Raw genomic sequence first — 24,047 nt, forward strand, 5'->3', positions numbered from 1 at the left:
CTCTTTAAGCCGATGCTTAGCGAGCGGTTACTTCAGTAGCAGCGAAAAAGTACGAGATTTCGCGAGCAGCAGCAGCTTCGGAGTCCGAGCCGTGAACAGCGTTGGCGTCGATGGATTCAGCGAAGTCAGCACGGATGGTGCCAGCAGCAGCTTCTTTAGGGTTGGTAGCGCCCATCAGCTCACGGTTCAGAGCGATAGCGTTTTCGCCTTCCAGAACCTGGACAACAACAGGACCGGAGATCATGAAGGCAACCAGGTCGCCGAAGAAGCCACGAGCGCTGTGCTCAGCGTAGAAGCCTTCAGCTTCAGCCTTGGACAGTTGCTTGAGTTTCGAAGCTACAACCTTCAGGCCGGCTTTTTCGAAACGAGTGGTGATCTCGCCGATGACGTTTTTTGCAACAGCGTCAGGCTTGATGATGGAGAAAGTACGTTGAACAGCCATGGTGTAACTCCAGAAACGGTAATTTACGAAAAATTAAACCCGCGAATTATACGCGGGTTATTGGGTATTGCCTAACTGCGTAAAAAGGCGGCTCAGTCTGCTTCTTCGATCCACAGGCCTTGAATCGCCTCCAGGACCTTCTCGCCACCCCGGTCAGGGATGTCGTCAAAATCCGGCAACTCCATTACGAGGTTGCGCAGCTTGACGAAGTTCACCGTAAGAGGATTGACCTCAGGATGAGCCTCTGCAAGTTGTATAGCGATTTCTTGTACATCAACCCATTTCAGGCTCATGACATTTCCTTGAATCAATGCGGCGCTTCGGCCGCATGGTTGAGCGAATATTTCGGGATTTCGACGGTGAGATCTTCAGTCCCCACTTTCGCCTGGCAACTCAGGCGCGACGTCGGCTCCAGGCCCCACGCCCGATCAAGATAGTCTTCTTCCAGGTCGTCGGCCTCATTGAGGCTGTCGAAACCTTTACGAATGATGCAGTGACAGGTGGTGCAGGCATTGACGCCGCCACAGGCACTTTCGATCTCGATGTGGTTGTCATGGGCGACGTCGAGCAGGGACTTGCCGGTCTCAGCCTCCACGACCATGCCGTCAGGGCAATGTTCGGCGTGCGGTAGAAAAGTGACCTGCGGCATCAGTTATTCCTCAATTTCATTCAGGTTGCGGCCCGCCAGCGCGGCTTTAACCGTCTGATCCATACGGCGGGCGGCAAAGGCATCAGTCACTTGCGACAGGCGCTTGGTCTGTTGCTCGATGGCATAGCCATCGTTGCCTTTCATCAGTTCGGCCAGTTCCTGCATCTGCAGGTCAATGACCATGCGTTCTTCGGCATCCAGCAGGCGCTCACCGTCGACTTCAAGGGCGCCCTGCACCGCCTCAAGCAGGCGCTGGGCATCCACTTGCTGCTCGCGCAATACGCGGGCGACCTTGTCGTCACCGGCATACTGGAACGAATCCTTGAGCATCTTGGCGATTTCGCCATCGGTGAGGCCGTAGGACGGCTTGACCTGGATGCTGGCTTCAACGCCAGACGCCAGTTCGCGCGCGGCGACACTGAGCAAGCCATCGGCATCGACTTGGAAGGTCACGCGAATCTTGGCGGCACCGGCCACCATCGCCGGAATGCCGCGCAATTCAAAGCGCGCCAGCGAGCGGCAGTCGCTGATCAGCTCGCGCTCGCCTTGCAGCACATGAATCATCATGGCCGTCTGGCCGTCTTTATAAGTAGTGAAATCCTGGGCGCGAGCGACGGGGATGGTGGTGTTGCGCGGGATCACCTTCTCCATCAGGCCGCCCATGGTTTCCAGGCCCAGGGACAACGGGATCACGTCGAGTAACAGCAGTTCGCCGCCATCACGCTTGTTACCCGCCAGGGTATCGGCCTGGATAGCAGCACCGATGGCGACTACTTGGTCCGGGTCGATTTCGGTCAGTGGCTCGCGCCCAAAGGCTTCGCCTACTGCTTCACGCACGCGCGGCACGCGGGTGGAACCGCCTACCATGACCACTGCGCCAACATCTTCCAACTCGATACCGGAATCACGCACAGCACGGCGGCAGGCCTTGAGGCTGCGGGCGACCATCGGCTCGATCAGCGCATCAAAGGCTTCGCGAGTCAGTGGGGCCGACCAATTGCCGTAGCAAACGTCAACAGAAGCAGCGTCAGTCAGCGCCTCTTTGGCCGCGCAGGCAGTTTGTAGCAGGTTGCGCTGCGCGCCTGGGTCCAGGTCGGCCGACAAGCCGGCACTGCTGATGATCCAGCCGGCAATGGCGTGATCAAAATCATCGCCACCCAGGGCGCTGTCGCCGCCGGTCGCGAGCACTTCAAACACACCGCCGGTCAAGCGCAGGATCGAAATATCGAAGGTACCGCCGCCCAGATCATAAATAGCGACCAGGCCTTCAGCGTGCTGATCGAGGCCGTAGGCCACTGCCGCCGCAGTCGGCTCGTTGAGCAAGCGCAGCACGTTCAGGCCGGCAAGTTTCGCCGCATCCTTGGTGGCTTGGCGCTGGGCGTCATCGAAATACGCCGGGACGGTGATAACCGCCCCTACCAGCTCACCACCCAAGGTGTTTTCCGCACGCTGGCGCAGCACCTTGAGGATATCGGCCGACACTTCCACCGGGCTCTTGGGCCCCTGGACAGTGTCGATGAACGGCATATGGGACTCGCCGCCGACAAAGCGGTATGGCAGTTGGTCACCCAATTGCTTGACGTCGGACAACCCACGACCCATCAAGCGCTTGACCGACAACACCGTGTTCAAGGGGTCTGCGGACGCGGCGAGCTTGGCCGATTCGCCCACTTCAGTGCGGTCGGCGTGATAACGCACCGCGGACGGCAGGATCACCTGCCCATCGGCGTCGGGCAGTGGCTCGGACAGGCCGCTGCGCAAGGCAGCAACCAGGGAATTGGTGGTGCCCAGGTCAATCCCGACCGCCAGGCGACGCTGGTGCGGTTGAGGGCTTTGGCCGGGTTCGGCGATTTGCAGTAGAGCCATGGTAATCAGGTCTTATCTGTCTATCAGGCGTGCATCACGGGCAGCACTGGGTTAATCGTCGAGGCGCTCTTCTAGCTGGCGCACTTCGTAGGTGAGCTTGTCGAGAAACTGCATGCGCCGCATCAGGCGTTCGGCCTGTTCGCGTTGCGTCGCATCATCCCAACAGGCTGCGAAGCTTTCGTTGAGCTCATCCTGGGCCGCCTTCAGACGACGCTTGAAGACCGCGACACCTGCCAGGTCGGCTTCGTCCTGCAAGTCTTCGAGTTCTTCACGCCACTGCATCTGTTGCATCAGGAAGTCAGGATCATGCACCGTGACTTCCAGTGGCAGCTCGCCCCCATTCATCGCGAGCAGGTAGCGCGCGCGTTTCGGAGGACTTTTAAGCGTCTGATAGGCTTCGTTGAGGCTGGCCGATTGCTCAAGGGCCAGGCGCTGCTCACGCTCGGAAGCGTCAGCGAAGCGGTCCGGGTGCACCCCACGCGCCAATTCACGGTAGCGCGTGGCGAGCTGCTCAAGGTCCAGCCGAAAGCTCGGCTGCAGCTCGAATAAAGCGAAATGACAAGGAGTACCCACGAGTAGCCTCAGATGTTGAAGCTTTCGCCGCAGCCACATTCACCGCGCACGTTAGGGTTGTTGAACTTGAAGCCTTCGTTCAACCCTTCCTTGACGAAATCGAGTTCGGTGCCGTCCAGGTAGGTCAGGCTCTTGGGGTCGATGATCACTTTCTCGCCGTGACTTTCGAACACCTGATCCTCTTCAACCACCTCGTCGACAAACTCCAGCACGTAGGCAAGGCCGGAACAGCCCGTGGTGCGTACACCCAGACGAATCCCCTCACCTTTACCGCGCCCATTCAGGGAGCGGCGAATGTGCTGCGCAGCCGCTTCTGTCATGCTGATAGCCATCGTTGACTCCTTACTCGTCGCCAAATGCTTAGATCAAGCCTTTCTTCTGCTTGTAGTCGCGAACGGCCGCCTTGATGGCGTCTTCAGCGAGTACGGAGCAGTGGATTTTCACTGGCGGCAACGCCAGTTCTTCGGCCAGCTGGGTGTTGCTGATAGTGACAGCCTCATCCAGGGTCTTGCCTTTCATCCATTCGGTCGCCAGGGAGCTGGAGGCGATGGCCGAACCGCAGCCGTAAGTCTTGAATTTGGCGTCTTCGATAACGCCAGCATCGTTGACCTTGATCTGCAGGCGCATTACATCGCCGCACGCCGGGGCGCCGACCATGCCGGTGCCGACATCAGGATCTTCCGCGTTCATCTTGCCGACGTTGCGCGGGTTTTCGTAGTGGTCGATGACCTTTTCGCTGTAAGCCATGGTACTGAATCCTCACTCATCAGGGCCGCTCTGGAACCCTGTAGAAACGCCTGCGTTTTCCGCCACGTTCCTACAGAGCTTGGGTGGCGGCTTCTATATTTAGTGTGCCGCCCACTCGATCTTGGAAATATCGACACCGTCTTTGTACATGTCCCACAGCGGCGACAGAACGCGCAGCTTGTTGACGGCTTCGCAGACCTTCTGCGCGGCGTAGTCGACTTGCTCTTCAGTGGTGAAGCGGCCGAACGTAAAGCGGATCGAGCTGTGGGCCAGTTCGTCGTTGCGGCCCAGGGCGCGCAGTACGTACGAAGGCTCAAGGGACGCCGAGGTGCAGGCCGAACCGGACGAGACCGCCAGGTCCTTGAGCGCCATGATCAGCGACTCGCCTTCGACGTAGTTGAAGCTCAAATTCAGGTTGTGCGGTACACGGGCGGTCATGCTGCCGTTGATGTACAACTCTTCAAGGTTTTCGACCTGCTTGTAGAAGCGATCGCTCAGGGCCTTGATGCGCACGTTTTCGGCAGCCATGTCTTCCTTGGCTACACGGAAAGCTTCGCCCATGCCGACGATCTGGTGGGTCGCCAGGGTGCCCGAACGCATGCCGCGCTCGTGACCGCCGCCGTGCATGGTGGCTTCGATGCGCACGCGAGGCTTGCGGCTCACGTACAGCGCGCCGATGCCTTTAGGGCCGTAAGTCTTGTGGGCCGAGAACGACATCAGGTCGACTTTCAGCTTGGACAGGTCGATATCGACCTTGCCGGTGGACTGAGCAGCGTCGACGTGCAGCAACACACCCTTGGAGCGGGTCAGCTCGCCGATGGCGGCGATGTCGTTGATAGTGCCGATTTCGTTGTTCACGTGGATCACCGAAACCAGGATGGTGTCTTCACGCATCGCAGCCTCGATCATGGCCGGGGTGACGATACCGTCGGTGGTTGGCTCAAGGTAGGTGACCTCGAAACCTTCACGCTCCAGTTGGCGCATGGTGTCCAGGACAGCCTTGTGCTCAATCTTGGTGGTGATCAGGTGTTTGCCTTTGGTCGCGTAGAAATGCGCCGCGCCCTTGATAGCCAGGTTGTCGGACTCGGTGGCACCAGAGGTCCAGACGATTTCGCGCGGGTCGGCATTGACCAGGTCAGCCACCTGGCGACGAGCGTTCTCGACCGCTTCCTCGGCTTTCCAGCCGAATACGTGGGAACGGGAGGCCGGGTTGCCGAAGTTTCCGTCGACCAGCAGGCACTCGCTCATTTTTTGCGCGACACGCGGATCAACCGGGGTGGTCGCTGAGTAATCAAGGTAAATCGGCAATTTCATGGACTTTCTCCTAAATCAGGCTGGCTGGCGTGCCGTTAGCTCTTCGGCTGTCACTCGACGGCGGACGCTTCAATCTTGTCCAGACGCGGCGCCTTGGTGTTGCAACGGCGCTGGTCCTGACGCTGGGCTACTTCTTGCACCTCACGGCGAGTCACAAGATCAGCCAAGCTGATACCACTCAAAAACTCATGGATCTGCAGGCTCAAGTCACACCACAAGTGGTGTGTCAGGCAGGTGTCGCCGGCATGGCAGTCACCCAGACCCTGGCATTTGGTGGCATCGACGGATTCGTTGACCGCGTCGATCACCTGGGCCACCTGAATGCCCTGCATGTCGCGGGACAACTGATAGCCACCACCCGGACCGCGAACGCTGGAAACCAGATTGCTACGGCGCAATTTGGCGAACAACTGCTCGAGATAGGACAGGGAAATGCCTTGGCGCTCGGAGATATCGGCCAGGGACACCGGCCCAGTTTGCGCGTGCAAGGCCAAGTCGAGCATGGCGGTCACCGCGTATCGGCCTTTTGTAGTCAGTCTCATGGACAAGTACCAAGGTGTTTCAGAATGGGAGCAAGTATGCGATTCCCGAGTATTTAAGTCAACTATAAGACCTAGTACTTTAGTCAGGATTACCCGTAAAAAGGGCGCGCGAATCATAGCAGGATGGGGCGGGATCGAACAGCGCAACCCATATGGCGGCGAACAACTGTAGGAGCGAGCTTGCTCGCGAAGAACCAGAGAGCGCCGCGCCAAACCAGATGCGCTGCGTTATCTTTGACGATCTTCGCGAGCAAGCTCGCTCCTACAGGGATGGACTTCAGCTTGCCTTGGTAGCGGCTTCGTCCTTGATTTCAGCAAAATCTTCTTCACGCAGTTCAGGCAAGTCTTTGGCACAGTACGGGCTGCCCAACTCCTTCAGCGCCCCGCACATACCCTCCAGCTTGCCATCCACCGCCTGCAGATGATCAAGCAATTGGCCAATCGCACGAGCCACCGGGTCAGGCATGTCTTCACTGACGCCATAGGCATCGAAGCCAATCTTCTCGGCCATCGCCTTGCGCTTGGCCTCTTGCTCATCACCGACTTGCGGCTTGACGATGATGCGGCCTGGAATGCCCACAACCGTGGCACCCGGCGGCACAGGCTTGGTCACTACCGCGTTGGAGCCAACCTTCGCACCGGCACCCACGGTAAACGGCCCGAGCACCTTGGCGCCCGCCCCTACTACCACGCCATCGCCCAGCGTTGGGTGGCGCTTACCCTTATTCCAGGTGGTGCCGCCCAGGGTCACGCCTTGATAGAGGGTGACGTCATCGCCGATCTCGGCCGTCTCGCCAATCACGATACCCATGCCGTGGTCGATAAAGAACCGACGCCCCACCTTGGCACCCGGGTGGATCTCGATACCGGTCAACCAGCGCCCGAAGTTCGATACCAGCCGCGCCAGCCATTTCCAGCCCATGCCCCACAGGGCGCCGGACAAGCGGTGAATCCAGATCGCGTGCATGCCCGGGTAGCAGGTCAGCACTTCAAAGGCGTTGCGCGCCGCCGGGTCACGGTGGAAAACACTTTGGATATCTTCTCGCAAACGCTCGAACATTTTTAATCCTTCCGCTCAAGAAGCTCACCACGGGCCGCTTTCTGGGTTTCCGTGAGGATGCCACGCAATATGTTCATTTCAGCTCGGCTCACCGAGCTGCGGCCGTACAAACGACGCAGGCGCGCCATCAAGTGCCGTGGCTTTTCAGGGTCGAGGAATTCGATGGCGACCAGGGTTTGCTCCAGGTGCTCATAGAACCGCTCCAGTTCGTCCATAGTGGCCAACTCGCCACTTTTGATTGATGCAACCTCTTCCTTTTCCATTTTGCTCGGCTGGCCAGCAGCGGCCAGCCAGGCCATGCGCACTTCGTAAGTCAGCACCTGCACCGCAGCCCCGAGGTTCAGCGAGCTGAACTCAGGGTCTGAGGGAATATGCACGTGGTAATGACATCGCTGCAGCTCTTCGTTGGTCAGGCCGGAGTCTTCACGGCCGAATACCAAGGCGATTTCAGCACCGCCAGCAGCCTCTTCCACCACCTTGGTGCCGCATTCGCGCGGATCCAGCAGCGGCCAAGGGATACGCCGGTCACGGGCGCTGGTGCCGAGCACCAGATTGCAGCCGACCAAGGCGTCCTCCAAGGTGGCGACCACCTGGGCATTTTCAAGCAAGTCATTGGCGCCGGACGCACGAGCATCAGCCTCGTGGTGCGGGAATACCCGCGGTTCGACCAGCACCAGGCGCGTCAGCCCCATGTTTTTCATGGCTCGCGCCACCCCGCCGATGTTGCCGGGATGACTGGTATTGACCAAGACGACACGAATGTTTTGCAGCAAGGGAGGCGCTCGCGGACACAGGAAAGGGGAGCAAATCTTACAGAACCGCCTAAGGTTATGCCATGAAAGCGAACGTCGTCCTTCACCTGAGGAAAGTTTCTGCTAGAATGCTCGGCTTTCTTTAACAACCTTAGGTGACCTATCCATGCAGCCCATGCTGAATATCGCGCTGCGCGCCGCCCGCAGCGCCAGTGAATTGATCTTCCGCTCCATCGAGCGCCTGGATACCATCAAGGTCGACGAAAAAGACGCCAAGGATTATGTCTCCGAGGTGGATCGCGCCGCCGAACAGAAGATCATCGACGCCCTGCGCAAGGCCTACCCTACCCACGGCATCCTCGGTGAAGAAACCGGCCTGCACAAAGGCAGCGGCGAAGGCGAAGACTACCTGTGGATCATCGACCCACTGGATGGCACCACCAACTTCCTGCGCGGCATCCCGCACTTTGCCGTGAGCATCGCCTGCAAATACCGTGGCCGCCTGGAACACGCCGTCGTGCTGGACCCGGTTCGCCAGGAAGAATTCACCGCCAGCCGTGGCCGTGGCGCCCAACTGAACGGCCGACGCCTGCGTGTCAGCGGCCGCACCAGCCTGGAAGGCGCCCTGCTGGGTACCGGCTTCCCATTCCGTGACGACCAGATGGACAACCTGGAAAACTACCTGGGCATGTTCCGCGCCCTGGTTGGCCAGACCGCGGGCATCCGCCGCGCCGGTGCAGCCAGCCTGGACCTGGCGTATGTAGCCGCCGGTCGCTTTGATGCGTTCTGGGAGTCGGGCCTGTCCGAGTGGGACATGGCAGCAGGCGCCCTGCTGATTCAGGAAGCGGGCGGCTTGGTGAGCGACTTCACCGGTGGTCACGACTTCCTGGAGAAAGGCCACGTAGTGGCTGGCAACACCAAATGCTTCAAGGCAGTACTGACGGCGATCCAGCCGCATCTGCCGGCTTCGCTGAAGCGCTAAGCGAGCGAGCACAAAAAAGCACCCTCAGGGGTGCTTTTTTATGCCTGGGATTTGTGCCAGGCCCGTGAATCAGCAGCAATACATATCAAATGTGGGAGGGGGCTTGCCCCCGATGGCGGTGGGTCAGCCAGCTAATCAGGTGCTGACCCACTGCAATCGGGGGCAAGCCCCCTCCCACATTTTGAACTGCACCTGGCCTTTGAATCAGTGCCAGGCCCGGAATTACTGCTGGTTCTGACCCAGGATCAGACGCCCTTCCTTATCCACCGGGATCTGGCTGCCTGGATCACGCTCCATACGCACAGTGCCTTCCTTGCCTTCCAGGTTGTAACGCACGTCATAACCGACCACCTTGTCACTGATGTCGTTAACGGTGTTACAGCGAGTTTGCGTGGTGGTGTAGGTATCGCGGTTCTGCATGCCTTCCTGAACCTTGTTACCGGCGTAACCGCCACCGACCGCACCGGCCACGGTGGCCAGCTTCTTACCATTACCGCCACCAATCTGGTTGCCCAACAGGCCACCCGCAAGGGCGCCCACCACGGTACCGGCGATTTGATGTTGATCCTGCACCGGACGCTGCCGGGTCACGGTGACATCCTTGCAGACCTCACGCGGGGTTTTGATCTGGGTTTTAACCGGCTGTACCGCCAGTACTTGCGCATACTCAGGGCCGCTTTTTACCAGGCTGTAGGTGGCAACAGCGCCTCCGGCAGTCACACCGACAGCACCCAATACCGCACCAACCAGCAACGACTTGTTCACATGAACCTCCTGACCATCACAAGCGGACCGAAAGATCCGCGCTATACCCAGCCTTGGAGCAAAAAAAAAGGCGCGAGTTCAATACTCGCGCCTTTCTTGTAACAGCGGATCAACAAACCCCCATCAAGGACGGTCGTCGACCTCCTTGTCGGTAGCGGCAGGAGGGATCAAGTCTTCGCTGTTGAGGTTCAGCCAGATCAGCACCACGTTGGCGATGTAGATCGACGAGTAGGTACCCGCCAGAACGCCGATAAACAGCGCCAGGGAGAAGCCCCACAGGTTGTCGCCACCGAAGATCATCAGCGCAGCAATCGCCAGCAAGGTGGAGATCGACGTCGCCATGGTCCGCAGCAGCGTCTGGGTGGTGGAGATGTTGATGTTCTCGATCAACGATGCCTTGCGCAGTACGCGGAAGTTCTCACGAACCCGGTCGAATACCACGATGGTGTCGTTGAGCGAGTAACCAATGATCGCCAGCACGGCCGCCAATACGGTCAGGTCGAAGGTGATCTGGAAGTAGGCCAGGATACCCACGGTCACGATCACGTCGTGGATCAGCGACACAATGGCGCCGACACCGAACTTCCACTGAAAGCGGAACGCCAGGTAGATCATGATGCCGACCAGCGCCATCAGCATGCCGAGGCCGCCCTGGTCGCGCAGCTCTTCACCCACTTGCGGGCCGACGAACTCGACGCGCTTGACCGACGCCGGGTTGTCGCCGCCCACCTTTTGCAAGGCCTCGGCTACCTGGTGACCCAGTTGCGGGTCTTCGCCAGGCATGCGCACCAGCAGGTCGGTGGTAGCGCCAAAGCTCTGCACCACAGCTTCGTGATAGCCGGCCTTGACTAGCTCGCTGCGCACCAGGGTAACGTCGGCCGGCTTCTCGTAGGTCAGCTCGATGAGCGTACCGCCGGTGAAGTCCAGGCCGTAGTTCAGGCCCTTATGGAACCAGCTGAACAACGCCAGTACGGTAAGGAGCACGGTGACGCCGAACGCAATGTTGCGAACGCCCATGAAGTTGATTGTACGTAACATGGCAGCCCCTTAAATCCACAACTTCTTGAAGTCACGCCCGCCAAAGATCAGGTTGACCATTGCGCGGGTCACCATGATGGCCGTGAACATCGAGGTAAAGATCCCGAGGGACATGGTCACCGCAAAGCCTTTCACCGGGCCTGTGCCCATTGCGAAGAGAATCCCGCCAACCAACAGTGTGGTCAGGTTGGAGTCGAGGATCGCGGTAAATGCCCGGCCGAAGCCTTCGTTGATTGCACGCTGCACAGTCATGCCAGCGGCGATCTCCTCACGAATCCGCGAGAAGATCAGCACGTTGGCGTCCACCGCCATACCCATGGTGAGTACGATACCGGCGATACCTGGCAGGGTCAGTGTAGCGCCCAGCAACGACATCAAGGCCAGCAGCATCACCATGTTGCCCGCCAGGGCAACAGTGGCGATCACACCAAAGAAGCGGTAGATGGCGATGATGAACAGCGACACGAACAGCATGCCCCACAACGCGGCATCGACACCCTTGGTGATGTTGTCGGCACCCAGGCTCGGGCCGATGGTACGCTCTTCAGCGAAGTACATCGGTGCCGCCAGGCCACCGGCACGCAGCAGCAACGCCAGCTCGGAAGACTCGCCCTGGCCGTTCAGGCCTGTGATACGGAACTGAGCACCCAGCGGCGACTGGATGGTCGCCAGGCTGATGATCTTCTTCTCTTCCTTGAAGGTCTGCACCGGCACGTCTTTCTCGACGCCGTTGACCATCTGCTTGGTGTAGGTGGTCACCGGGCGCTGTTCGATGAAGATCACCGCCATGCTGCGACCGACGTTGCTGCGCGTGGCGCGGCTCATCAGTTCGCCGCCATGGCCATCCAGACGGATGTTCACTTCAGGCGTGCCGTGCTCGCCGAAACCGGCCTTGGCGTCGGTCACCTGGTCACCGGTGATGATCAAACCACGCTCGATCAGCGCAGGAGGACGATTGCCTTCGCGGAACTCGAATTCTTCGGAAGTGGCACGCGTAGCGCCTGGGTCTGCCGCGAGACGGAACTCCAGGTTGGCGGTCTTGCCGAGGATACGCTTGGCTTCAGCGGTATCCTGTACGCCTGGCAGCTCAACCACGATGCGGTTGGCGCCCTGGCGCTGCACGATCGGCTCGGCCACACCCAGCTCATTGACGCGGTTACGGACCGTGGTCAAATTCTGCTTGATGGAGTATTCGCGGATTTCAGCGATCTTGGCCGGGCTCATCGCCAGACGCAGCACCGCTTGACCATTGAGGTCGGCCGGTACGATGTCGAAGTCATTGAAGTTCTTGCGGATCAGCGCACGGGCCTGCTCGCGGGATGCTTCGTCAGCAAAGCCCAGCTGGATGGCGCCGTTGAGCTGCGGCAGGCTGCGATAACGCAGCTTCTCTTTGCGCAGCAGGCTCTTCACGTCGCCTTCGTAGACCTTCAGGCGTGCGTCCAGGGCCTTGTCCATGTCGACTTCCAGCAGGAAGTGCACACCACCGGACAAGTCCAGACCCAGCTTCATCGGGTGCGCACCAATGCTGCGCAGCCATTGTGGCGTGGTCTGGGCCAGGTTGAGCGCGACAACGTAGTCGTCACCCATGGCCTTGCGTACGACATCTTTGGCCGGCAATTGGTCTTCTTGCTTGGTCAGGCGCAACAAGCCGCCTTTGGAACCAGCTGCCAAGGTTGCCGCTTTAACCTGGATACCCGCGTCGTTGAGCGCTTTGCTCGCACGGTCCAGGTCTGCCTGATTGACTTGCAGCGAAGTGCTGGCGCCAGAGATCTGGATCGCCGGGTCATCAGGATAGAGATTGGGAGCGGAATAAATAAAACCGATCGCCAGCACCGCCAGGATCAGTACGTATTTCCACAGAGGGTATTTGTTCAGCATCACGCCGCCCGCTTATAACGCGGGGCGCCTTGCGCGCCCCGTCGATTGGTAAAGGTTGTTACTCAGATCGCTTTGAGCGTGCCTTTAGGCAGCGTGGCGGCGATGGCGCCCTTCTGGAACTTCATTTCCACGGTGTCGGAGACTTCCAGTACCACAAAAGCATCGGAAACCTTGGTGATCTTGCCGGCGATACCGCCAGTGGTCACGACTTCGTCGCCTTTTTGCAGGCTGCCCAGCAGGTTTTTCTGCTCTTTGGCGCGCTTGGCCTGTGGACGCCAGATCATCAGGTAGAAGATGACCAGGAAGCCGACCAGGAAAATCCACTCGAAACCACCACCCATAGGGCCGGCAGCAGCAGGCGCAGCGGCGTCAGCCATGGCGTTAGAGATAAAAAAGCTCATTTAGCACTCCAGTTGCAAATAGTGAATCTTAGGGTCGGAAAACTCAGTCCAAGGGCGGCACAGGGAGGCCACGCTTGGCATAGAAGGCATCGACGAAGGCGGCCAATGTACCCTGTTGAATAGCCTCGCGCAAACCAGCCATCAGGACTTGGTAATGACGCAAATTGTGGATGGTATTCAACATGCTACCCAGCATTTCCCCACACTTGTCCAGATGGTGCAGATAAGCACGGGAGAAGTTCTGGCAGGTGTAGCAGTCACAGGTAGGATCCAGCGGCGAATCATCATGGCGATGGAACGCGTTACGGATCTTCAGTACGCCTGTATCGATGAACAGATGCCCATTGCGGGCATTACGGGTTGGCATCACGCAATCGAACATGTCCACACCGCGGCGCACACCCTCTACGAGATCTTCCGGTTTGCCAACGCCCATAAGGTAACGAGGTTTGTCAGCGGGCATCAGGCCCGGCAGGTAATCGAGCACCTTGATCATTTCGTGCTTGGGCTCACCCACCGACAAACCGCCGATGGCCAGGCCGTCGAAGCCGATCTTGTCGAGGCCTTCCAGCGAGCGTTTGCGCAGGCTTTCATGCATGCCGCCCTGGACAATACCGAACAGCGCAGCCGTGTTATCGCCATGGGCGTTCTTCGAACGCTGGGCCCAACGCAGCGACAGCTCCATGGAGATACGCGCCACGTCTTCATCGGCCGGGTACGGCGTGCACTCGTCGAAAATCATCACGATGTCCGAGCCCAGGTCACGCTGTACCTGCATCGACTCTTCCGGGCCCATGAACACCTTGGCACCGTCGACCGGCGAGGCGAAGGTCACGCCCTCTTCCTTGATCTTGCGCATGGCACCCAGGCTGAACACCTGGAAACCACCGGAGTCGGTGAGGATCGGGCCTTGCCACTTCATGAAGTCATGCAGGTCGCCATGCTTCTTGATCACTTCCGTGCCCGGGCGCAGCCACAGGTGGAAGGTATTGCCGAGGATGATCTCGGCACCGGTGGCGACGATGTCGCGCGGCAACATGCCTTTGACGGTGCCGTAGGTGCCAACGGGCATGAATGCCGGGGTCTCCACGGTGCCGCGCGGGAAGGTCAGGCGACCGCGACGGGCTTTGCCGTCCGTAGCGAGCAATTCAAACGACATACGACTCATAAGTTGTCCTCAGGGCCGCGCGGCGCCGGGTTACGGGTGATAAACATCGCATCACCGTAGCTGAAAAAACGGTACTCGTTAGCGATGGCGGCCTGGTAGGCAGCCATGGTTTCCGGGTAACCGGCAAATGCCGACACCAGCATCAACAGCGTGGATTCCGGCAAATGGAAGTTGGTGACCAGGCAATCGACCACATGAAAGGGTCGCCCTGGAAAAATGAAGATATCGGTGTCGCCACTGAACGGCTTGAGCACGCCATCACGCGCTGCACTCTCCAGCGAACGCACACTGGTGGTGCCCACGGCAACCACTCGACCGCCACGCGCCTTGCACGCCGCCACCGCATCCACCACGTCCTGGCTGACTTCCAGCCACTCGCTGTGCATATGGTGGTCTTCGATGTTATCCACACGCACCGGCTGAAACGTACCGGCCCCCACGTGCAGAGTCACATAGGCCGTGTCGACGCCCTTGGCGGCAATCGCATCCAGCAATGGCTGGTCGAAATGCAGCCCGGCAGTCGGGGCGGCGACGGCGCCGAGGCGCTGTGAGTACACGGTCTGATAGCGCTCGCGGTCCGCGTCTTCATCGGGGCGGTCTATATAAGGAGGCAACGGCATATGGCCGACGCGCTCCAACAACGGCAACACTTCTTCGGCAAACTTGAGCTCGAACAAGGCATCGTGGCGCGCGACCATCTCGGCTTCGCCACCGCCCTCAATCAGGATGCTCGACCCCGGTTTGGGCGATTTGCTGGAGCGCACATGGGCCAGCACGCGGTGGCTGTCCAGCACCCGCTCCACCAGGATTTCCAGCTTGCCGCCGGACGCTTTCTGGCCAAACAGCCGCGCTGGAATCACCCGGGTATTATTGAAAACCATCAGATCACCTGGGCGCAAATGCTCAAGCAAATCAGTGAATTGACGGTGTGCGAGGGCACCGCTGGGCCCGTCCAGGGTCAGCAGTCGACTGGCGCGACGCTCGGCCAAAGGGTGGCGAGCGATCAGCGAATCAGGGAGCTCAAAAGTAAAGTCAGCAACGCGCATGATGGGGTTCGTCTAGCAGGGCCGGGAAGTCTAGCGGAAATAGTGAAAATAGACCATGAAACGTGATTGACCAACGGTAATCTCATCTCTATACTTCGCCGCCATTGAGCCCTGATGGCGGAATTGGTAGACGCGGCGGATTCAAAATCCGTTTTCGAAAGGAGTGGGAGTTCGAGTCTCCCTCGGGGCACCATCTTAAAGAAAGACCTTGAAATTCAAGGTCTTTTTTTTCGCCTGCAAAAAAGTGCCAGGCGTGGAAGTGGAGGGAGCGGGACCATGGAGTTGACGCTTGAGGCGGTTGCGTTGTTTGCATTGAAGCTGGTGCATGAGACTGACGACGGCAGCCCGTTGCTGCGCGATGATCCGGCGATGGAGGGCTATGAGCGCGAAGTGTTTGGGTTGTTGGTACGCCAGAGAAACCTGGCCGAGATCCAAGTGAAGCTCGATGAATGCCTGTCATTGGCACTCGACACCCTGGGCGGCGCCGATACCGTCATGGGTCGCGAGTTGCAGCGGCTCGCAATGGAAGTGCGCCAAGCACCGACCCTGGAAGCACTCGACGCCCCGCTCCACGCACTCAAGGATTACCTGAAAGCCATCCTGTGACGTGCACTTACTTGCGCCCTTCCACCGCCATCCGCACCGCCAAGCCCATCAATACCGACCCCATCAGCCAGCGCTGCAGCACCTGCCAACTAGGCCGGGTGACGAAGAACACCGCGATGGAACCCGCCATGCAGGCAATCACCGCGTTGACGCTCACGCTGATAAGAATCTGCAGGGAGCCCAGCGCCAGGGATTGCACCAGCACACTGCCATGACCGTTCGGGTCGATGAACTGGGGCAGCAACGACAAATACATCACCGCCACTTTAGGATTGAGCAGGTTGGTGACCAAGCCCATGGTGACCAACTTGCGCGGGCTGTCCTTGGGCAAGTCGCGCACCTGGAATGGCGAGCGCCCACCCGGCTTGACCGCCTGCCAGGCCAGGTACACCAGATACAGCGCCCCGCCGAGACGCAGCGCGTCGTAGGCAAAGGGCACCGCCATCACCAACGCCGTGATACCCAGCGCCGCGCACACCATATACACCACAAACCCCAGCGCCACCCCGCCCAGGGAAATCAACCCGGCCGTGCGCCCCTGGCAGATGGAGCGGGAAATCAGGTAGATCATGTTCGGTCCCGGTGTCAGTACCATGCCGAGTGAAATCAGGCCGTAGGCGAGCAAGCTGGACATATCAGGCATGGATTGGCTCCTGGTTTTTTAAGCTGCCAGCGTGAAATCCTTCGCCGACGCGGTAGTGTTGAGCGTCATGCTAGGGGCTTGAAGGCCCAGGCGTTAGATACAGATCCGCAAGCAAAACGTCATACACCGGCGGCACCACCTACCCAGGACAGGCACATGATCGACTTCAACAACAAAGGCTTTTTCAAGCTCAAGCAAAACGACGAATACGCCGAACGCGTAGCGGCCCTGCTGCTGGACGGCGAAGAAGTGGTCGACGCCTACAAAGCCATGCGCGACGGCGTCGTGTTCACCACCAAGCGCATCATCGCGGTGAACGTGCAGGGGATTACCGGCAGCAAGAAGGACTTCACCTCATTGCCGTACAAGAACATCGTGGCGTACTCGGTGGAAACGTCAGGGACGTTTGACTTGGATTCGGAGTTGGAGATTTATTTTTCGTCGTTGGGGAAGGTGAAATTCGAATTCACTGGCAAGGCTTCGATCGTGGAAATTTCCCGGCTGATTTCCAAGCACCTGTTGAGTTGATCCGCAGGCACAAAAAAGACCTTGGTGTTTCAAGGTCTTTTTTATTGCGGTTCAGCTGACGAACACCGGGCTCATCCTGCTCATAGCATCATTTCATAGGGTCCCATTGCCTTGCTAGTCTGCACCAAGCCCTGCCGCATCAACATTTCAAGATAGCTTCCCGCCTCCATCGCGGGCTTCTTCAACGCCCTCCTCTGCTTCTGCGCCGCTCCCAACACTGCCGCCTGATCCAAATCCCAGAGATCCGAAATAAAGTCATCCGGATGCATCGGTTCAATGTAACGAAAAACGCAATATTCGAAACAACCTTGGCGACGCACGCACCAGCCAAACCTCCAGGCTGCGTCTTCATCAAGCCGTGTCAACTGCCTGACGGTATCGCCCATTACTCGAGCCCCACCGGTTTTGTCCCACTGGAACTGATCAAGGAGTACGGCCATTTAAGTCTGTTGGGCGGCCGCGAAGTGGACGCCCGGGGCGCTGTTGCCTTACGCAAGATCAGCGGCAGTACACTGCCAGCCGGCTTAGGGCATTTGGCATTACGTTCGGCGTTTTTGGAGTCGGCGGCCACAGTCGGCGTATCCGTCGCTGGCAGCCTGCTGACAGGATTGGTAGCGCTGGCTTGGCCGTCGGATCTAAGTGATAGCGCGCTCTACAACGAGGAACAGTTGCGTTCGCTGCAACGCGCGCGTTCGCAGATGCGGCTGCATATCGAGCAACGCGACGACGGCACGCTCAAGGGGTATGGGTTTTACACAGGCAACAAGGCCGATTGGCAGATGATTGATGTGGTGCAGTTTCAAAACCGCAGCGGCCAGTTAGTAGCAGATTTGAATAATGGCGTAGAGCTGATCTGGACGCCCTCCGTTGATCCAAATGACACCTTAGGTATTCCGGCATTGGAGGCTGCGCCGCAAGCACCGGTGATCTGGATCTACCCACCGACTGAGACGGCGGAGCAGATTCTGGTTAACCCTATTTACCCACCGGACTATCGAGATTTTATTCTGGTGTTTCCGGCGGGGTCGGGGGTTCGGCCGCTGTATGTGGTGGTAGGTGCCAAGGCTGGGGATCACAAGTACCACAAAGCGCCTAACACTGAACAAATAACTGGCTTTGAAAAACTGATAAAAGCAAAACCCAAGACTCCCAGACAAGGAGGCGCCGGGCTGAGAGAACGCTGGATTGAGGAAAAAGGTCGGAAGATCTATGAATGGGACTCTCAGCACGGGGAGCTGGAGGTTTATCTAGCAAGTGATGGGAGCCATATAGGTGCGTTCAACCACATAAGCGGCGAGCAGCTAAAAGGGCCAATCAAAAAACGAAACATCAAAAAATATCTGTGAGGGCTACATGGGACTGAAAATAAGGTTGGAATGGTTCGACAGAACCACAGAGAGGCTAAACGGAACGGAGAGTTCAGCGGACTGCGGAGATGACTACTCGGTGATTTCCACGCTCGGGTTGTTGAGCGCAGCGGACGTCAATAACGGCATGTTTGAATTGCGCAGGGAATGGCTATCAGTGATACAGCCACACTTTTCTCATAAAATTGCTCTTTCAGAAAGTGACTACTTCATCGCGTTTGATTACGAAGTTGCAAACCAATAATACAGACTCAAAGAATTCAGCCTTAGCTGTAGCAGATAAAAAAGCAAATGGTGCACAAGCGACCCGTTCAGCCATCATCAAAATAGACCTGACCCGCATTCAGAACCCCAAAGAGCTTCACGCCACGCTGGGCACTTCACTCAACTTCCCCACTTGGTATGGCCAAAATTGGGATGCTTTTTGGGACGTCATCACCGGCTTGGTAGAAATGCCCGAGACGCTTGAGTTTTCTGGTTGGGATATTTTTTCAGAGCGCCTACCTCACGATGCCAAGATGCTGCGGCAATGCTTGGCTGAGCTCGCGACCCTGTACCCGGACCTTGCATCGCGGGTTCGCTATTGATGCCAGTCAACAAGGCTTTTTTGTAGGAGCGAGGGGGACGCCTAGTTCTTGCTCGCGAAAAGCTCACAGGCGTCGCGTTTATTCAGGAAGCGCGCGTTATCGTTGACGTTTTTCGCGAGCAAGCTCGCTCCTACAGAGGACGGTGACGCGTGTCAGCCTGGGCAGCTCACTTGGGCTGGAATGTCTCTAAGTACGCCAGGATATTTTCAATCTTCTCCTGATCACTGATCCCCCAGAAGATCATCCGCGTGCCACTGACCACCGCCTTCGGGTCTTCAATGTAGGCCGCCAGTTTTTCCCGCGTCCACACCACGCCCGAGTTCTTCATCGCATCCGAATACTGATAGTCCTCGGTGGTACCGGCACGCCGGCCAATGATGCCGTTCAGTTCCGGGCCAAAACCACCCCGCGCGCCCTCACCAATGCTGTGGCAGCCGCCGCAGGTCTTGGTGAAGAGTTTGCCGCCCGCCTCGGCGTCGCCCTCAGCGAACGCGGGTGCGGCGATAACGGTCAGGGCGAGGGTCAATAACACAGACTTCATTCACGTCTCCCTATCGGCTGTTGCCGTGGATTATGCCTGTTCGACCGGCCTTTCTCCCAGCCGCTGCACCAGACGTACCAGATAACCGTCCGGGTCTTGCACGATGAACTGGCGCTGCCCGGCCTCCACGTCACCGGCTCGGTACCAGGCGTCCTCCACATCGCGGAACAATGGCCAGCCGATCTGCGCCAACCGTTGCAGGATGGGTGCTACGGCGGGCACATCGATTTGCAGGTTGATGCCGCGCCCAAACGGTGGCTGCAACGGCGCGGTCAGCCACTGGCCGGCCTCGGGGTCGTATTGTTCGAGCATGATTTGCGCGCCGTTAAGGTCGAGGTAGGCAAAGCCTTCTTCTGCGCGCTGATAGGCAATAGCGAAACCTAACTGTTCGATCCAGAACGCCAGACTGGCGCTGAGGCCAGTGACAATAAGTTCAGGCACGAGTGGGTTACGGTTGAACATGGCATTCCTTGGATGGCAGGGTGGCGTTCACCTTAACGGATTGTCGTGCCCATGGCTCACAACCAGCCAAATGACCACCCATCGTTTAAAAAACATCCAATCGAACCTATATACCCAACCCCTACTCCACCTTACTGAACCCCTGATGGTGGAGTAAGGATCATGGCTCAGCCATCGATTTTGGTATTGGAAGACGACGAGATCATTCGGGCGTTGATGGTGGATGTGCTGGAAGACTTTGGTGCGCTGGTGACATCGTTTGCATCGGCGGACGAAGGGATGATTTACCTGGAGCGCGGCGATGACCCGGTGGATTTGATTGTCAGTGATATTCAGATGCCCGGTTTGCTCAATGGTTATGACTTGAGCCGTGTCGTCGCCCACCGCTGGCCTGAAGTACAGGTGGTGCTGACCTCAGGCAATACGAAAATCGCCGCCGAGTTGGGCAGTACCGTGCGGTTTCTGCCCAAGCCCTGGAGTACCGACCACTTGCTTGAGTGCGTGCAGACAGCGTTGACGCACTAGGGCCTGTCCCTGCATTGATAGCAGCGCGATATCATTCCAACCGAACTTGAGGGACAGTTCTGCGGTCATGTAAGGTGCAGGGAGCGACTTTTCTGGTCCGCTGGCCAGCCTTTCCGCTTCTGCGTTCAGATGACGACAATGAGTTGTGTAGAATCGTCGCCCATTTTCACGCGTCATTCATGGCCGACAGGCCCACAGTTCGAGCTCATTGAATGCATTCACAGGCCCATGACGTTAGTGCGCCCTCCTTGTTGGAAACGTTGCGCACGGGCACGGGCCTGCTGCATGTGGCGTTGGAACAGCGCCTGCCGTTTTTTTCCGAGCGCCTGGATGCCCAGTGGTATCGGCGCTTGCTGCAAGCGTACTACGGCTTTTATCAGCCGATGGAAGCGGCGCTGTATGACAGCGGTTTGATTCCCGACGGATATGAGTCTGCGTTGCGTGTGAAAACACCAACCCTGATCCATGACCTGCACGCACTCGGCCTGACTGACCACGCCATCCATGCCCTGCCTTGCTGTACCCAACTCCCCCTATTAGACACACCGGCTGCGTGCCTCGGCGCCCTGTATGTGCTGGAAGGCGCCACCCTGGGCGGCCAAGTGCTGCGCCGGGAAATGGCCCTGCGCCTGGATGTGAACGCCGACAACGGCGGTGCCTTTCTCAATGTATACGGCGCCGAGACCGGACGGCGCTGGAAAGATTTCCTCGATTATCTGGGCCGCCAGCCACTGGATACACATGCCGCCGCGCGCGCGGTGATGGCGGCCCGCTCGACATTCAGCGCCTTTGAGCAATGGCTCGACAGCCAGGAGGTATTGCTATGAAACCCGAAGATTTTGAAGAGCTGCTTGCCAACTGCGCCGACGAACCCATTCGTTTTCCGGGGGCCATCCAGCCCCACGGCGTGCTGCTGACCTTGTCGGAACCCGGCCTGAACATCATTCAAGTAAGTGCCAACGTCGGTACGTTGTTCGGCCACGCCCCCGAGGCGCTGTTGGATCAACCGTTGCACAGATTGATTGGCGAGGAGTACGCCCAGGCCGTGCAAACCATGGCCAAGGACAGCGCATTCCTGGACTCGCCGCCCCTGCTGATAACCTTCAAGGGTGAGCCGTTCGAAGGCCTGTTGCATCGCCACCAGGGCGTGTTAGTGCTGGAATTCGAACCACGGCTCAAGGTTTTCAAACCCCGAGCGCACAATGGCCGCACCAGCGACCTGGGCAAGATGCTGCACCGCCTGCAATCGGCAAAGACCTTGGAGGCGCTCTACGCCATCACCGTCAACGAAATCCAGGCCATGACCGGTTATGACCGGGTGCTCATCTATCGCTTCGAAGAGGAAGGCCATGGCCAGGTGATCGCCGAGGCCTCGGCGCCGTCCATGGAATTGTTCAACGGGCTGTTCTTCCCCGCGTCCGACATCCCCGAGCAGGCTCGCGAGCTGTATCGCACCAACTGGCTACGGATCATCCCGAATGCGTCCTACGAACCGGTACCGCTGGTGCCCAAATTGCGCCCGGACACCGGGCAGCCTCTGGACTTGAGCTTCGCCACCCTGCGCAGCGTGTCGCCGATTCACTGCCAGTACATGCAGAACATGGGCGTGTTGTCGTCCATGAGTATTTCACTGATGAAGGGCGACAAACTCTGGGGCCTGATCAGCTGCGGCAACCGTGAGCCGCTGCTGGTGCCCAACGACCTGCGCATGGCCTGCCAGACCATCGGCCAGGTGCTGTCATTGCAGATCAGTGCCATGGAGGCCCTGGAGCTGACCCGCCAGCGCGACGAGAAAGTCCAAGCGCTGGCGCTGCTGGACCTGGCGATGAAAGCCTCTGCCAATAACGTATTCGACGGCCTGGCCCAGCAAGGCCGACTGCTGATGGACCTGACCCTCTCCGGCGGCGTGGCGATCATCGAAGATAAGCAATTGCACCGCTACGGCAACTGCCCGGAACCGGCGCAGATACGCGCGCTGCACAAGTGGTTGCAGGGCAACGGCGCACCGGTATTTTCCAGCCATAACCTGGCCTCGGTTTATCCGCCTGCCGCCGAGTTCCAGAGCATGGCCAGCGGCGTGCTCGCCATGAGCTTGCCCAAGCCTGTGGATAACGGTGTGTTGTGGTTTCGCCCGGAAGTCAAAGAGAACATCCACTGGAGTGGCGACCCGCAGAAGCCGCTGAATCTGGAAACCTGCGACGCGGGCATGCGCCTTCGCCCACGCACCTCGTTTGAAATCTGGAAAGTGGAAATGGCTGGTATCTCCACCAAGTGGAGCCATGGCGACCTGTTTGCCGCCAACGATTTGCGCCGCTCGGCCCTGGAGAACGACCTGTCCCGCCAAGTGCTGCGCGAGCAACAAGCGGTACGTGCCCGTGACGAGTTGGTCGCGGTGGTTTCCCACGACCTGCGCAATCCCATGACTGTCATCTCCATGCTTTGCGGCATGATGCAAAAAGCCTTCAGCTCGGATGGGCCCCACACCTCACGGCGCATCTCTTCCGCCATCGACACCATGCAGCAGGCGGCCGGGCGCATGAACGTGTTGCTGGAAGACTTGCTCGACACCTCGAAAATCGAGGCCGGGCGCTATGTGGTCAAGCCGGTGGCGCTGGACGTCAGCCAGATTTTTGAAGAGGCGTATTCGCTGCTGGCCCCGCTGGCCTCGGAAAAGGGCATCGTCCTGTCGTTCAATGTCGAGCCTGGCCTGCAGATCAACGCCGACCCGGAGCGCTTGTTCCAAGTGCTGTCGAACCTGATCGGCAACGCGATCAAGTTCACCCCGCGCCAGGGCAACATTGGCATCAGCGCCATGAGCAACGGCGAGGAAATTGTATTTTCGGTGCGCGACTCCGGTGAAGGCATTGCGCCGGACGATTTGCCCCATGTGTTCGATCGCTATTGGACCCAGACGGAAAACAACCCCACCGGCAGTGGGTTGGGGCTGTATATCACTCAAGGCATCGTTAAGGCGCATGGCGGCAGGATCGAAGCCGAGAGCAAGCTGGGCCAGGGCAGCGAGTTTCGATTTACCGTACCGAAGGTGACGATTGAGGCAAACAACTGAGCCATTTGCCGGCAGGGACAACCATATTGCCCCTGCTGCCCCATAACCGAGAACAGACAACCAAACATACACTCATACAACATTTCACTCTTTTAACCAAACTTTCAAAATAAAACAACCAAAAAACTTAACAATAAAATCAACTCATTCATCACAAACAGAAACATAGAACACCTCGCAAAAAATATCAAACCCCACTAACTTATGCCGTGCACTGTTACAGGGAAGAACATGCCATGTAAACCATGTTATTAATAGTGAGGCATTACCATGTTCAATTCTATCGGCTTTAATCCCGTCAATACCTACATTTCCCAACCCGCCCCCGACCAAGACACCCAAGCCAGCGAGAAGGTCAACTCACGCTCGAAACGAAGTCTCGATCAAATCGCTCCCGACAATTCGATTAATGACAATGGGGTCGCCGCGGACAGAGGCGGCAAGCGTAATGGTGGTGGCTTGGACAGTCTCGGCAGAGGCCATGTTCTTTGAGTAAAC

General features: G+C 58.4%; 30 protein-coding genes, 1 tRNA gene and 1 pseudogene. 11 read left to right on the forward strand and 21 right to left on the reverse strand.

The window, feature by feature from the left end; all coding sequences use genetic code 11:
- Nucleotides 1–16: 16 nt before the first annotated feature.
- The 11 genes from ndk to trmJ all read right to left on the reverse strand — a co-directional run bounded on the left by ndk (nt 17) and on the right by trmJ (nt 7,966).
- Complete coding sequence (ndk, locus tag BUE92_RS02725) at nt 17–442, reverse strand: nucleoside-diphosphate kinase (protein ID WP_003175956.1); 426 nt, start codon at nt 440–442, stop codon at nt 17–19.
- A gap of 92 nt (nt 443–534) precedes the next feature.
- Nucleotides 535–735, reverse strand: a complete 201-nt coding sequence (gene iscX / locus BUE92_RS02730) for a Fe-S cluster assembly protein IscX (protein ID WP_003238461.1) — start codon at nt 733–735, stop codon at nt 535–537.
- Nucleotides 736–749: 14 nt separating this feature from the next.
- Complete coding sequence (gene fdx / locus BUE92_RS02735) at nt 750–1,091, reverse strand: ISC system 2Fe-2S type ferredoxin (protein WP_005791182.1); 342 nt, start codon at nt 1,089–1,091, stop codon at nt 750–752.
- A 3-nt stretch (nt 1,092–1,094) separates the two neighbouring features.
- The gene (gene hscA / locus BUE92_RS02740; protein WP_073521833.1) at nt 1,095–2,957 is read right to left on the reverse strand and encodes a Fe-S protein assembly chaperone HscA; all 1,863 of its coding nucleotides are present in this window, start codon (nt 2,955–2,957) and stop codon (nt 1,095–1,097) included.
- A 51-nt stretch (nt 2,958–3,008) separates the two neighbouring features.
- Nucleotides 3,009–3,530, reverse strand: coding sequence for a co-chaperone HscB (gene hscB / locus BUE92_RS02745; RefSeq protein ID WP_073521834.1), 522 nt, complete (start codon nt 3,528–3,530; stop codon nt 3,009–3,011).
- A gap of 8 nt (nt 3,531–3,538) precedes the next feature.
- Complete coding sequence (gene iscA, locus BUE92_RS02750) at nt 3,539–3,862, reverse strand: iron-sulfur cluster assembly protein IscA (RefSeq protein WP_003209680.1); 324 nt, start codon at nt 3,860–3,862, stop codon at nt 3,539–3,541.
- A 28-nt stretch (nt 3,863–3,890) separates the two neighbouring features.
- The gene (iscU, locus tag BUE92_RS02755; protein ID WP_003175965.1) at nt 3,891–4,277 is read right to left on the reverse strand and encodes a Fe-S cluster assembly scaffold IscU; all 387 of its coding nucleotides are present in this window, start codon (nt 4,275–4,277) and stop codon (nt 3,891–3,893) included.
- A 99-nt stretch (nt 4,278–4,376) separates the two neighbouring features.
- Nucleotides 4,377–5,591, reverse strand: a complete 1,215-nt coding sequence (locus BUE92_RS02760; protein WP_003194019.1) for an IscS subfamily cysteine desulfurase — start codon at nt 5,589–5,591, stop codon at nt 4,377–4,379.
- A gap of 50 nt (nt 5,592–5,641) precedes the next feature.
- Nucleotides 5,642–6,133, reverse strand: a complete 492-nt coding sequence (iscR, locus tag BUE92_RS02765; RefSeq protein WP_003194020.1) for a Fe-S cluster assembly transcriptional regulator IscR — start codon at nt 6,131–6,133, stop codon at nt 5,642–5,644.
- Between the two features lie 277 nt (nt 6,134–6,410).
- Complete coding sequence (cysE, locus tag BUE92_RS02770; RefSeq protein ID WP_073521835.1) at nt 6,411–7,193, reverse strand: serine O-acetyltransferase; 783 nt, start codon at nt 7,191–7,193, stop codon at nt 6,411–6,413.
- A gap of 2 nt (nt 7,194–7,195) precedes the next feature.
- Entirely contained in the window at nt 7,196–7,966 is a 771-nt protein-coding gene (gene trmJ, locus BUE92_RS02775; protein ID WP_073521836.1) for a tRNA (cytosine(32)/uridine(32)-2'-O)-methyltransferase TrmJ, read from the reverse strand.
- A gap of 145 nt (nt 7,967–8,111) precedes the next feature.
- Between trmJ and suhB the strand changes: the two genes are divergently transcribed.
- Nucleotides 8,112–8,927, forward strand: a complete 816-nt coding sequence (gene suhB, locus BUE92_RS02780) for a type III secretion system regulator SuhB (protein WP_005791195.1) — start codon at nt 8,112–8,114, stop codon at nt 8,925–8,927.
- A 222-nt stretch (nt 8,928–9,149) separates the two neighbouring features.
- On the opposite strand, the gene BUE92_RS02785 is transcribed toward suhB, so the two are convergent.
- The 6 genes from BUE92_RS02785 to queA all read right to left on the reverse strand — a co-directional run bounded on the left by BUE92_RS02785 (nt 9,150) and on the right by queA (nt 15,223).
- The gene (locus tag BUE92_RS02785; RefSeq protein WP_073521837.1) at nt 9,150–9,692 is read right to left on the reverse strand and encodes a glycine zipper 2TM domain-containing protein; all 543 of its coding nucleotides are present in this window, start codon (nt 9,690–9,692) and stop codon (nt 9,150–9,152) included.
- Between the two features lie 123 nt (nt 9,693–9,815).
- Nucleotides 9,816–10,730, reverse strand: a complete 915-nt coding sequence (gene secF / locus BUE92_RS02790; protein ID WP_073521838.1) for a protein translocase subunit SecF — start codon at nt 10,728–10,730, stop codon at nt 9,816–9,818.
- Nucleotides 10,731–10,739: 9 nt separating this feature from the next.
- Nucleotides 10,740–12,608 (reverse strand): protein translocase subunit SecD, encoded by a 1,869-nt coding sequence (gene secD, locus BUE92_RS02795; RefSeq protein ID WP_003194025.1) that lies wholly within the window; start codon nt 12,606–12,608, stop codon nt 10,740–10,742.
- Nucleotides 12,609–12,670: 62 nt separating this feature from the next.
- Nucleotides 12,671–13,009, reverse strand: a complete 339-nt coding sequence (yajC, locus tag BUE92_RS02800) for a preprotein translocase subunit YajC (RefSeq protein WP_003175975.1) — start codon at nt 13,007–13,009, stop codon at nt 12,671–12,673.
- A gap of 43 nt (nt 13,010–13,052) precedes the next feature.
- A complete protein-coding gene (gene tgt / locus BUE92_RS02805; protein WP_032803964.1) occupies nt 13,053–14,168 on the reverse strand; it encodes a tRNA guanosine(34) transglycosylase Tgt in 1,116 nt (371 codons plus the stop codon).
- Between the two features lie 5 nt (nt 14,169–14,173).
- On the reverse strand, nt 14,174–15,223 hold the full coding sequence (queA, locus tag BUE92_RS02810) for a tRNA preQ1(34) S-adenosylmethionine ribosyltransferase-isomerase QueA (protein WP_003194027.1): 1,050 nt from the start codon (nt 15,221–15,223) through the stop codon (nt 14,174–14,176).
- Between the two features lie 108 nt (nt 15,224–15,331).
- On the opposite strand from queA, the gene BUE92_RS02815 reads away from it, so the two are divergent.
- Nucleotides 15,332–15,416 (forward strand) — tRNA-Leu (locus BUE92_RS02815).
- An 83-nt stretch (nt 15,417–15,499) separates the two neighbouring features.
- Complete coding sequence (locus tag BUE92_RS02820) at nt 15,500–15,829, forward strand: hypothetical protein (protein ID WP_073521839.1); 330 nt, start codon at nt 15,500–15,502, stop codon at nt 15,827–15,829.
- Nucleotides 15,830–15,836: 7 nt separating this feature from the next.
- Here BUE92_RS02820 and BUE92_RS02825 read toward each other — a convergent pair whose 3' ends face one another.
- The gene (locus BUE92_RS02825; protein ID WP_073521840.1) at nt 15,837–16,472 is read right to left on the reverse strand and encodes a LysE family translocator; all 636 of its coding nucleotides are present in this window, start codon (nt 16,470–16,472) and stop codon (nt 15,837–15,839) included.
- Between the two features lie 156 nt (nt 16,473–16,628).
- Here BUE92_RS02825 and BUE92_RS02830 point away from each other — a divergent pair, with 156 nt between their 5' ends.
- Entirely contained in the window at nt 16,629–17,000 is a 372-nt protein-coding gene (locus tag BUE92_RS02830) for a PH domain-containing protein (protein WP_073521841.1), read from the forward strand.
- Nucleotides 17,001–17,080: 80 nt separating this feature from the next.
- Here BUE92_RS02830 and BUE92_RS29225 read toward each other — a convergent pair.
- Nucleotides 17,081–17,278 (reverse strand): annotated as a pseudogene (locus tag BUE92_RS29225) (PIN domain-containing protein); the annotation flags it as partial.
- Between BUE92_RS29225 and BUE92_RS02840 the strand changes: the two are divergent.
- The 3 genes from BUE92_RS02840 (at nt 17,264) to BUE92_RS02850 (ending at nt 18,954) form a co-directional block, all read left to right on the forward strand.
- Nucleotides 17,264–18,346, forward strand: coding sequence for an S-type pyocin domain-containing protein (locus BUE92_RS02840; RefSeq protein ID WP_256673930.1), 1,083 nt, complete (start codon nt 17,264–17,266; stop codon nt 18,344–18,346). The pseudogene BUE92_RS29225 and the gene BUE92_RS02840 overlap by 15 nt on opposite strands.
- Nucleotides 18,347–18,353: 7 nt before the next feature.
- Nucleotides 18,354–18,611 (forward strand): colicin E3-like toxin immunity protein, encoded by a 258-nt coding sequence (locus tag BUE92_RS02845; protein WP_073521843.1) that lies wholly within the window; start codon nt 18,354–18,356, stop codon nt 18,609–18,611.
- A 73-nt stretch (nt 18,612–18,684) separates the two neighbouring features.
- Nucleotides 18,685–18,954 carry a barstar family protein gene (locus BUE92_RS02850; protein ID WP_073521917.1) on the forward strand — a complete coding sequence of 90 codons (270 nt, stop codon included), beginning with the start codon at nt 18,685–18,687 and terminating at the stop codon, nt 18,952–18,954.
- Nucleotides 18,955–19,120: 166 nt separating this feature from the next.
- Here BUE92_RS02850 and BUE92_RS02855 read toward each other — a convergent pair whose 3' ends face one another.
- Together BUE92_RS02855 and BUE92_RS02860 are read right to left on the reverse strand one after the other, a co-directional pair.
- On the reverse strand, nt 19,121–19,495 hold the full coding sequence (locus tag BUE92_RS02855; RefSeq protein ID WP_073521844.1) for a c-type cytochrome: 375 nt from the start codon (nt 19,493–19,495) through the stop codon (nt 19,121–19,123).
- A 30-nt stretch (nt 19,496–19,525) separates the two neighbouring features.
- On the reverse strand, nt 19,526–19,957 hold the full coding sequence (locus tag BUE92_RS02860; RefSeq protein WP_073521845.1) for a bleomycin resistance protein: 432 nt from the start codon (nt 19,955–19,957) through the stop codon (nt 19,526–19,528).
- Nucleotides 19,958–20,119: 162 nt separating this feature from the next.
- Here BUE92_RS02860 and BUE92_RS02865 point away from each other — a divergent pair, with 162 nt between their 5' ends.
- From BUE92_RS02865 to BUE92_RS02880, 4 genes are all read left to right on the forward strand, one after another.
- Nucleotides 20,120–20,482, forward strand: a complete 363-nt coding sequence (locus BUE92_RS02865; RefSeq protein WP_073521846.1) for a response regulator — start codon at nt 20,120–20,122, stop codon at nt 20,480–20,482.
- Nucleotides 20,483–20,694: 212 nt separating this feature from the next.
- Nucleotides 20,695–21,309, forward strand: a complete 615-nt coding sequence (locus tag BUE92_RS02870) for a biliverdin-producing heme oxygenase (protein ID WP_073521847.1) — start codon at nt 20,695–20,697, stop codon at nt 21,307–21,309.
- The gene (locus BUE92_RS02875; protein ID WP_073521848.1) at nt 21,306–23,549 is read left to right on the forward strand and encodes an ATP-binding protein; all 2,244 of its coding nucleotides are present in this window, start codon (nt 21,306–21,308) and stop codon (nt 23,547–23,549) included. The genes BUE92_RS02870 and BUE92_RS02875 overlap by 4 nt, the downstream gene beginning before the upstream one ends.
- A 270-nt stretch (nt 23,550–23,819) precedes the next feature.
- The gene (locus tag BUE92_RS02880) at nt 23,820–24,041 is read left to right on the forward strand and encodes a hypothetical protein (protein ID WP_073521849.1); all 222 of its coding nucleotides are present in this window, start codon (nt 23,820–23,822) and stop codon (nt 24,039–24,041) included.
- Nucleotides 24,042–24,047 lie beyond the last annotated feature (6 nt).

The sequence above is a fragment of the Pseudomonas fluorescens genome (assembly GCF_001902145.1).
In the GTDB taxonomy this organism is placed as follows: domain Bacteria; phylum Pseudomonadota; class Gammaproteobacteria; order Pseudomonadales; family Pseudomonadaceae; genus Aquipseudomonas; species Aquipseudomonas fluorescens_BV.

What these genes read in the sequence shown, in the direction of transcription:
- ndk (WP_003175956.1), bottom strand. Translation starts at nt 442, where the DNA reads ATGGCTGTTCAACGTACTTTCTCCATCATCAAGCCTGACGCTGTTGCA.
- iscX (WP_003238461.1), bottom strand. Translation starts at nt 735, where the DNA reads ATGAGCCTGAAATGGGTTGATGTACAAGAAATCGCTATACAACTTGCA.
- fdx (WP_005791182.1), bottom strand. Translation starts at nt 1,091, where the DNA reads ATGCCGCAGGTCACTTTTCTACCGCACGCCGAACATTGCCCTGACGGC.
- hscA (WP_073521833.1), bottom strand. Translation starts at nt 2,957, where the DNA reads ATGGCTCTACTGCAAATCGCCGAACCCGGCCAAAGCCCTCAACCGCAC.
- iscA (WP_003209680.1), bottom strand. Translation starts at nt 3,862, where the DNA reads ATGGCTATCAGCATGACAGAAGCGGCTGCGCAGCACATTCGCCGCTCC.
- iscU (WP_003175965.1), bottom strand. Translation starts at nt 4,277, where the DNA reads ATGGCTTACAGCGAAAAGGTCATCGACCACTACGAAAACCCGCGCAAC.
- BUE92_RS02760 (WP_003194019.1), bottom strand. Translation starts at nt 5,591, where the DNA reads ATGAAATTGCCGATTTACCTTGATTACTCAGCGACCACCCCGGTTGAT.
- iscR (WP_003194020.1), bottom strand. Translation starts at nt 6,133, where the DNA reads ATGAGACTGACTACAAAAGGCCGATACGCGGTGACCGCCATGCTCGAC.
- cysE (WP_073521835.1), bottom strand. Translation starts at nt 7,193, where the DNA reads ATGTTCGAGCGTTTGCGAGAAGATATCCAAAGTGTTTTCCACCGTGAC.
- suhB (WP_005791195.1), top strand. Translation starts at nt 8,112, where the DNA reads ATGCAGCCCATGCTGAATATCGCGCTGCGCGCCGCCCGCAGCGCCAGT.
- secF (WP_073521838.1), bottom strand. Translation starts at nt 10,730, where the DNA reads ATGTTACGTACAATCAACTTCATGGGCGTTCGCAACATTGCGTTCGGC.
- secD (WP_003194025.1), bottom strand. Translation starts at nt 12,608, where the DNA reads ATGCTGAACAAATACCCTCTGTGGAAATACGTACTGATCCTGGCGGTG.
- yajC (WP_003175975.1), bottom strand. Translation starts at nt 13,009, where the DNA reads ATGAGCTTTTTTATCTCTAACGCCATGGCTGACGCCGCTGCGCCTGCT.
- tgt (WP_032803964.1), bottom strand. Translation starts at nt 14,168, where the DNA reads ATGTCGTTTGAATTGCTCGCTACGGACGGCAAAGCCCGTCGCGGTCGC.
- queA (WP_003194027.1), bottom strand. Translation starts at nt 15,223, where the DNA reads ATGCGCGTTGCTGACTTTACTTTTGAGCTCCCTGATTCGCTGATCGCT.
- BUE92_RS02820 (WP_073521839.1), top strand. Translation starts at nt 15,500, where the DNA reads ATGGAGTTGACGCTTGAGGCGGTTGCGTTGTTTGCATTGAAGCTGGTG.
- BUE92_RS02825 (WP_073521840.1), bottom strand. Translation starts at nt 16,472, where the DNA reads ATGCCTGATATGTCCAGCTTGCTCGCCTACGGCCTGATTTCACTCGGC.
- BUE92_RS02830 (WP_073521841.1), top strand. Translation starts at nt 16,629, where the DNA reads ATGATCGACTTCAACAACAAAGGCTTTTTCAAGCTCAAGCAAAACGAC.
- BUE92_RS02840 (WP_256673930.1), top strand. Translation starts at nt 17,264, where the DNA reads ATGCATCGGTTCAATGTAACGAAAAACGCAATATTCGAAACAACCTTG.
- BUE92_RS02845 (WP_073521843.1), top strand. Translation starts at nt 18,354, where the DNA reads ATGGGACTGAAAATAAGGTTGGAATGGTTCGACAGAACCACAGAGAGG.
- BUE92_RS02855 (WP_073521844.1), bottom strand. Translation starts at nt 19,495, where the DNA reads ATGAAGTCTGTGTTATTGACCCTCGCCCTGACCGTTATCGCCGCACCC.
- BUE92_RS02860 (WP_073521845.1), bottom strand. Translation starts at nt 19,957, where the DNA reads ATGTTCAACCGTAACCCACTCGTGCCTGAACTTATTGTCACTGGCCTC.
- BUE92_RS02865 (WP_073521846.1), top strand. Translation starts at nt 20,120, where the DNA reads ATGGCTCAGCCATCGATTTTGGTATTGGAAGACGACGAGATCATTCGG.
- BUE92_RS02870 (WP_073521847.1), top strand. Translation starts at nt 20,695, where the DNA reads ATGCATTCACAGGCCCATGACGTTAGTGCGCCCTCCTTGTTGGAAACG.
- BUE92_RS02875 (WP_073521848.1), top strand. Translation starts at nt 21,306, where the DNA reads ATGAAACCCGAAGATTTTGAAGAGCTGCTTGCCAACTGCGCCGACGAA.
- BUE92_RS02880 (WP_073521849.1), top strand. Translation starts at nt 23,820, where the DNA reads ATGTTCAATTCTATCGGCTTTAATCCCGTCAATACCTACATTTCCCAA.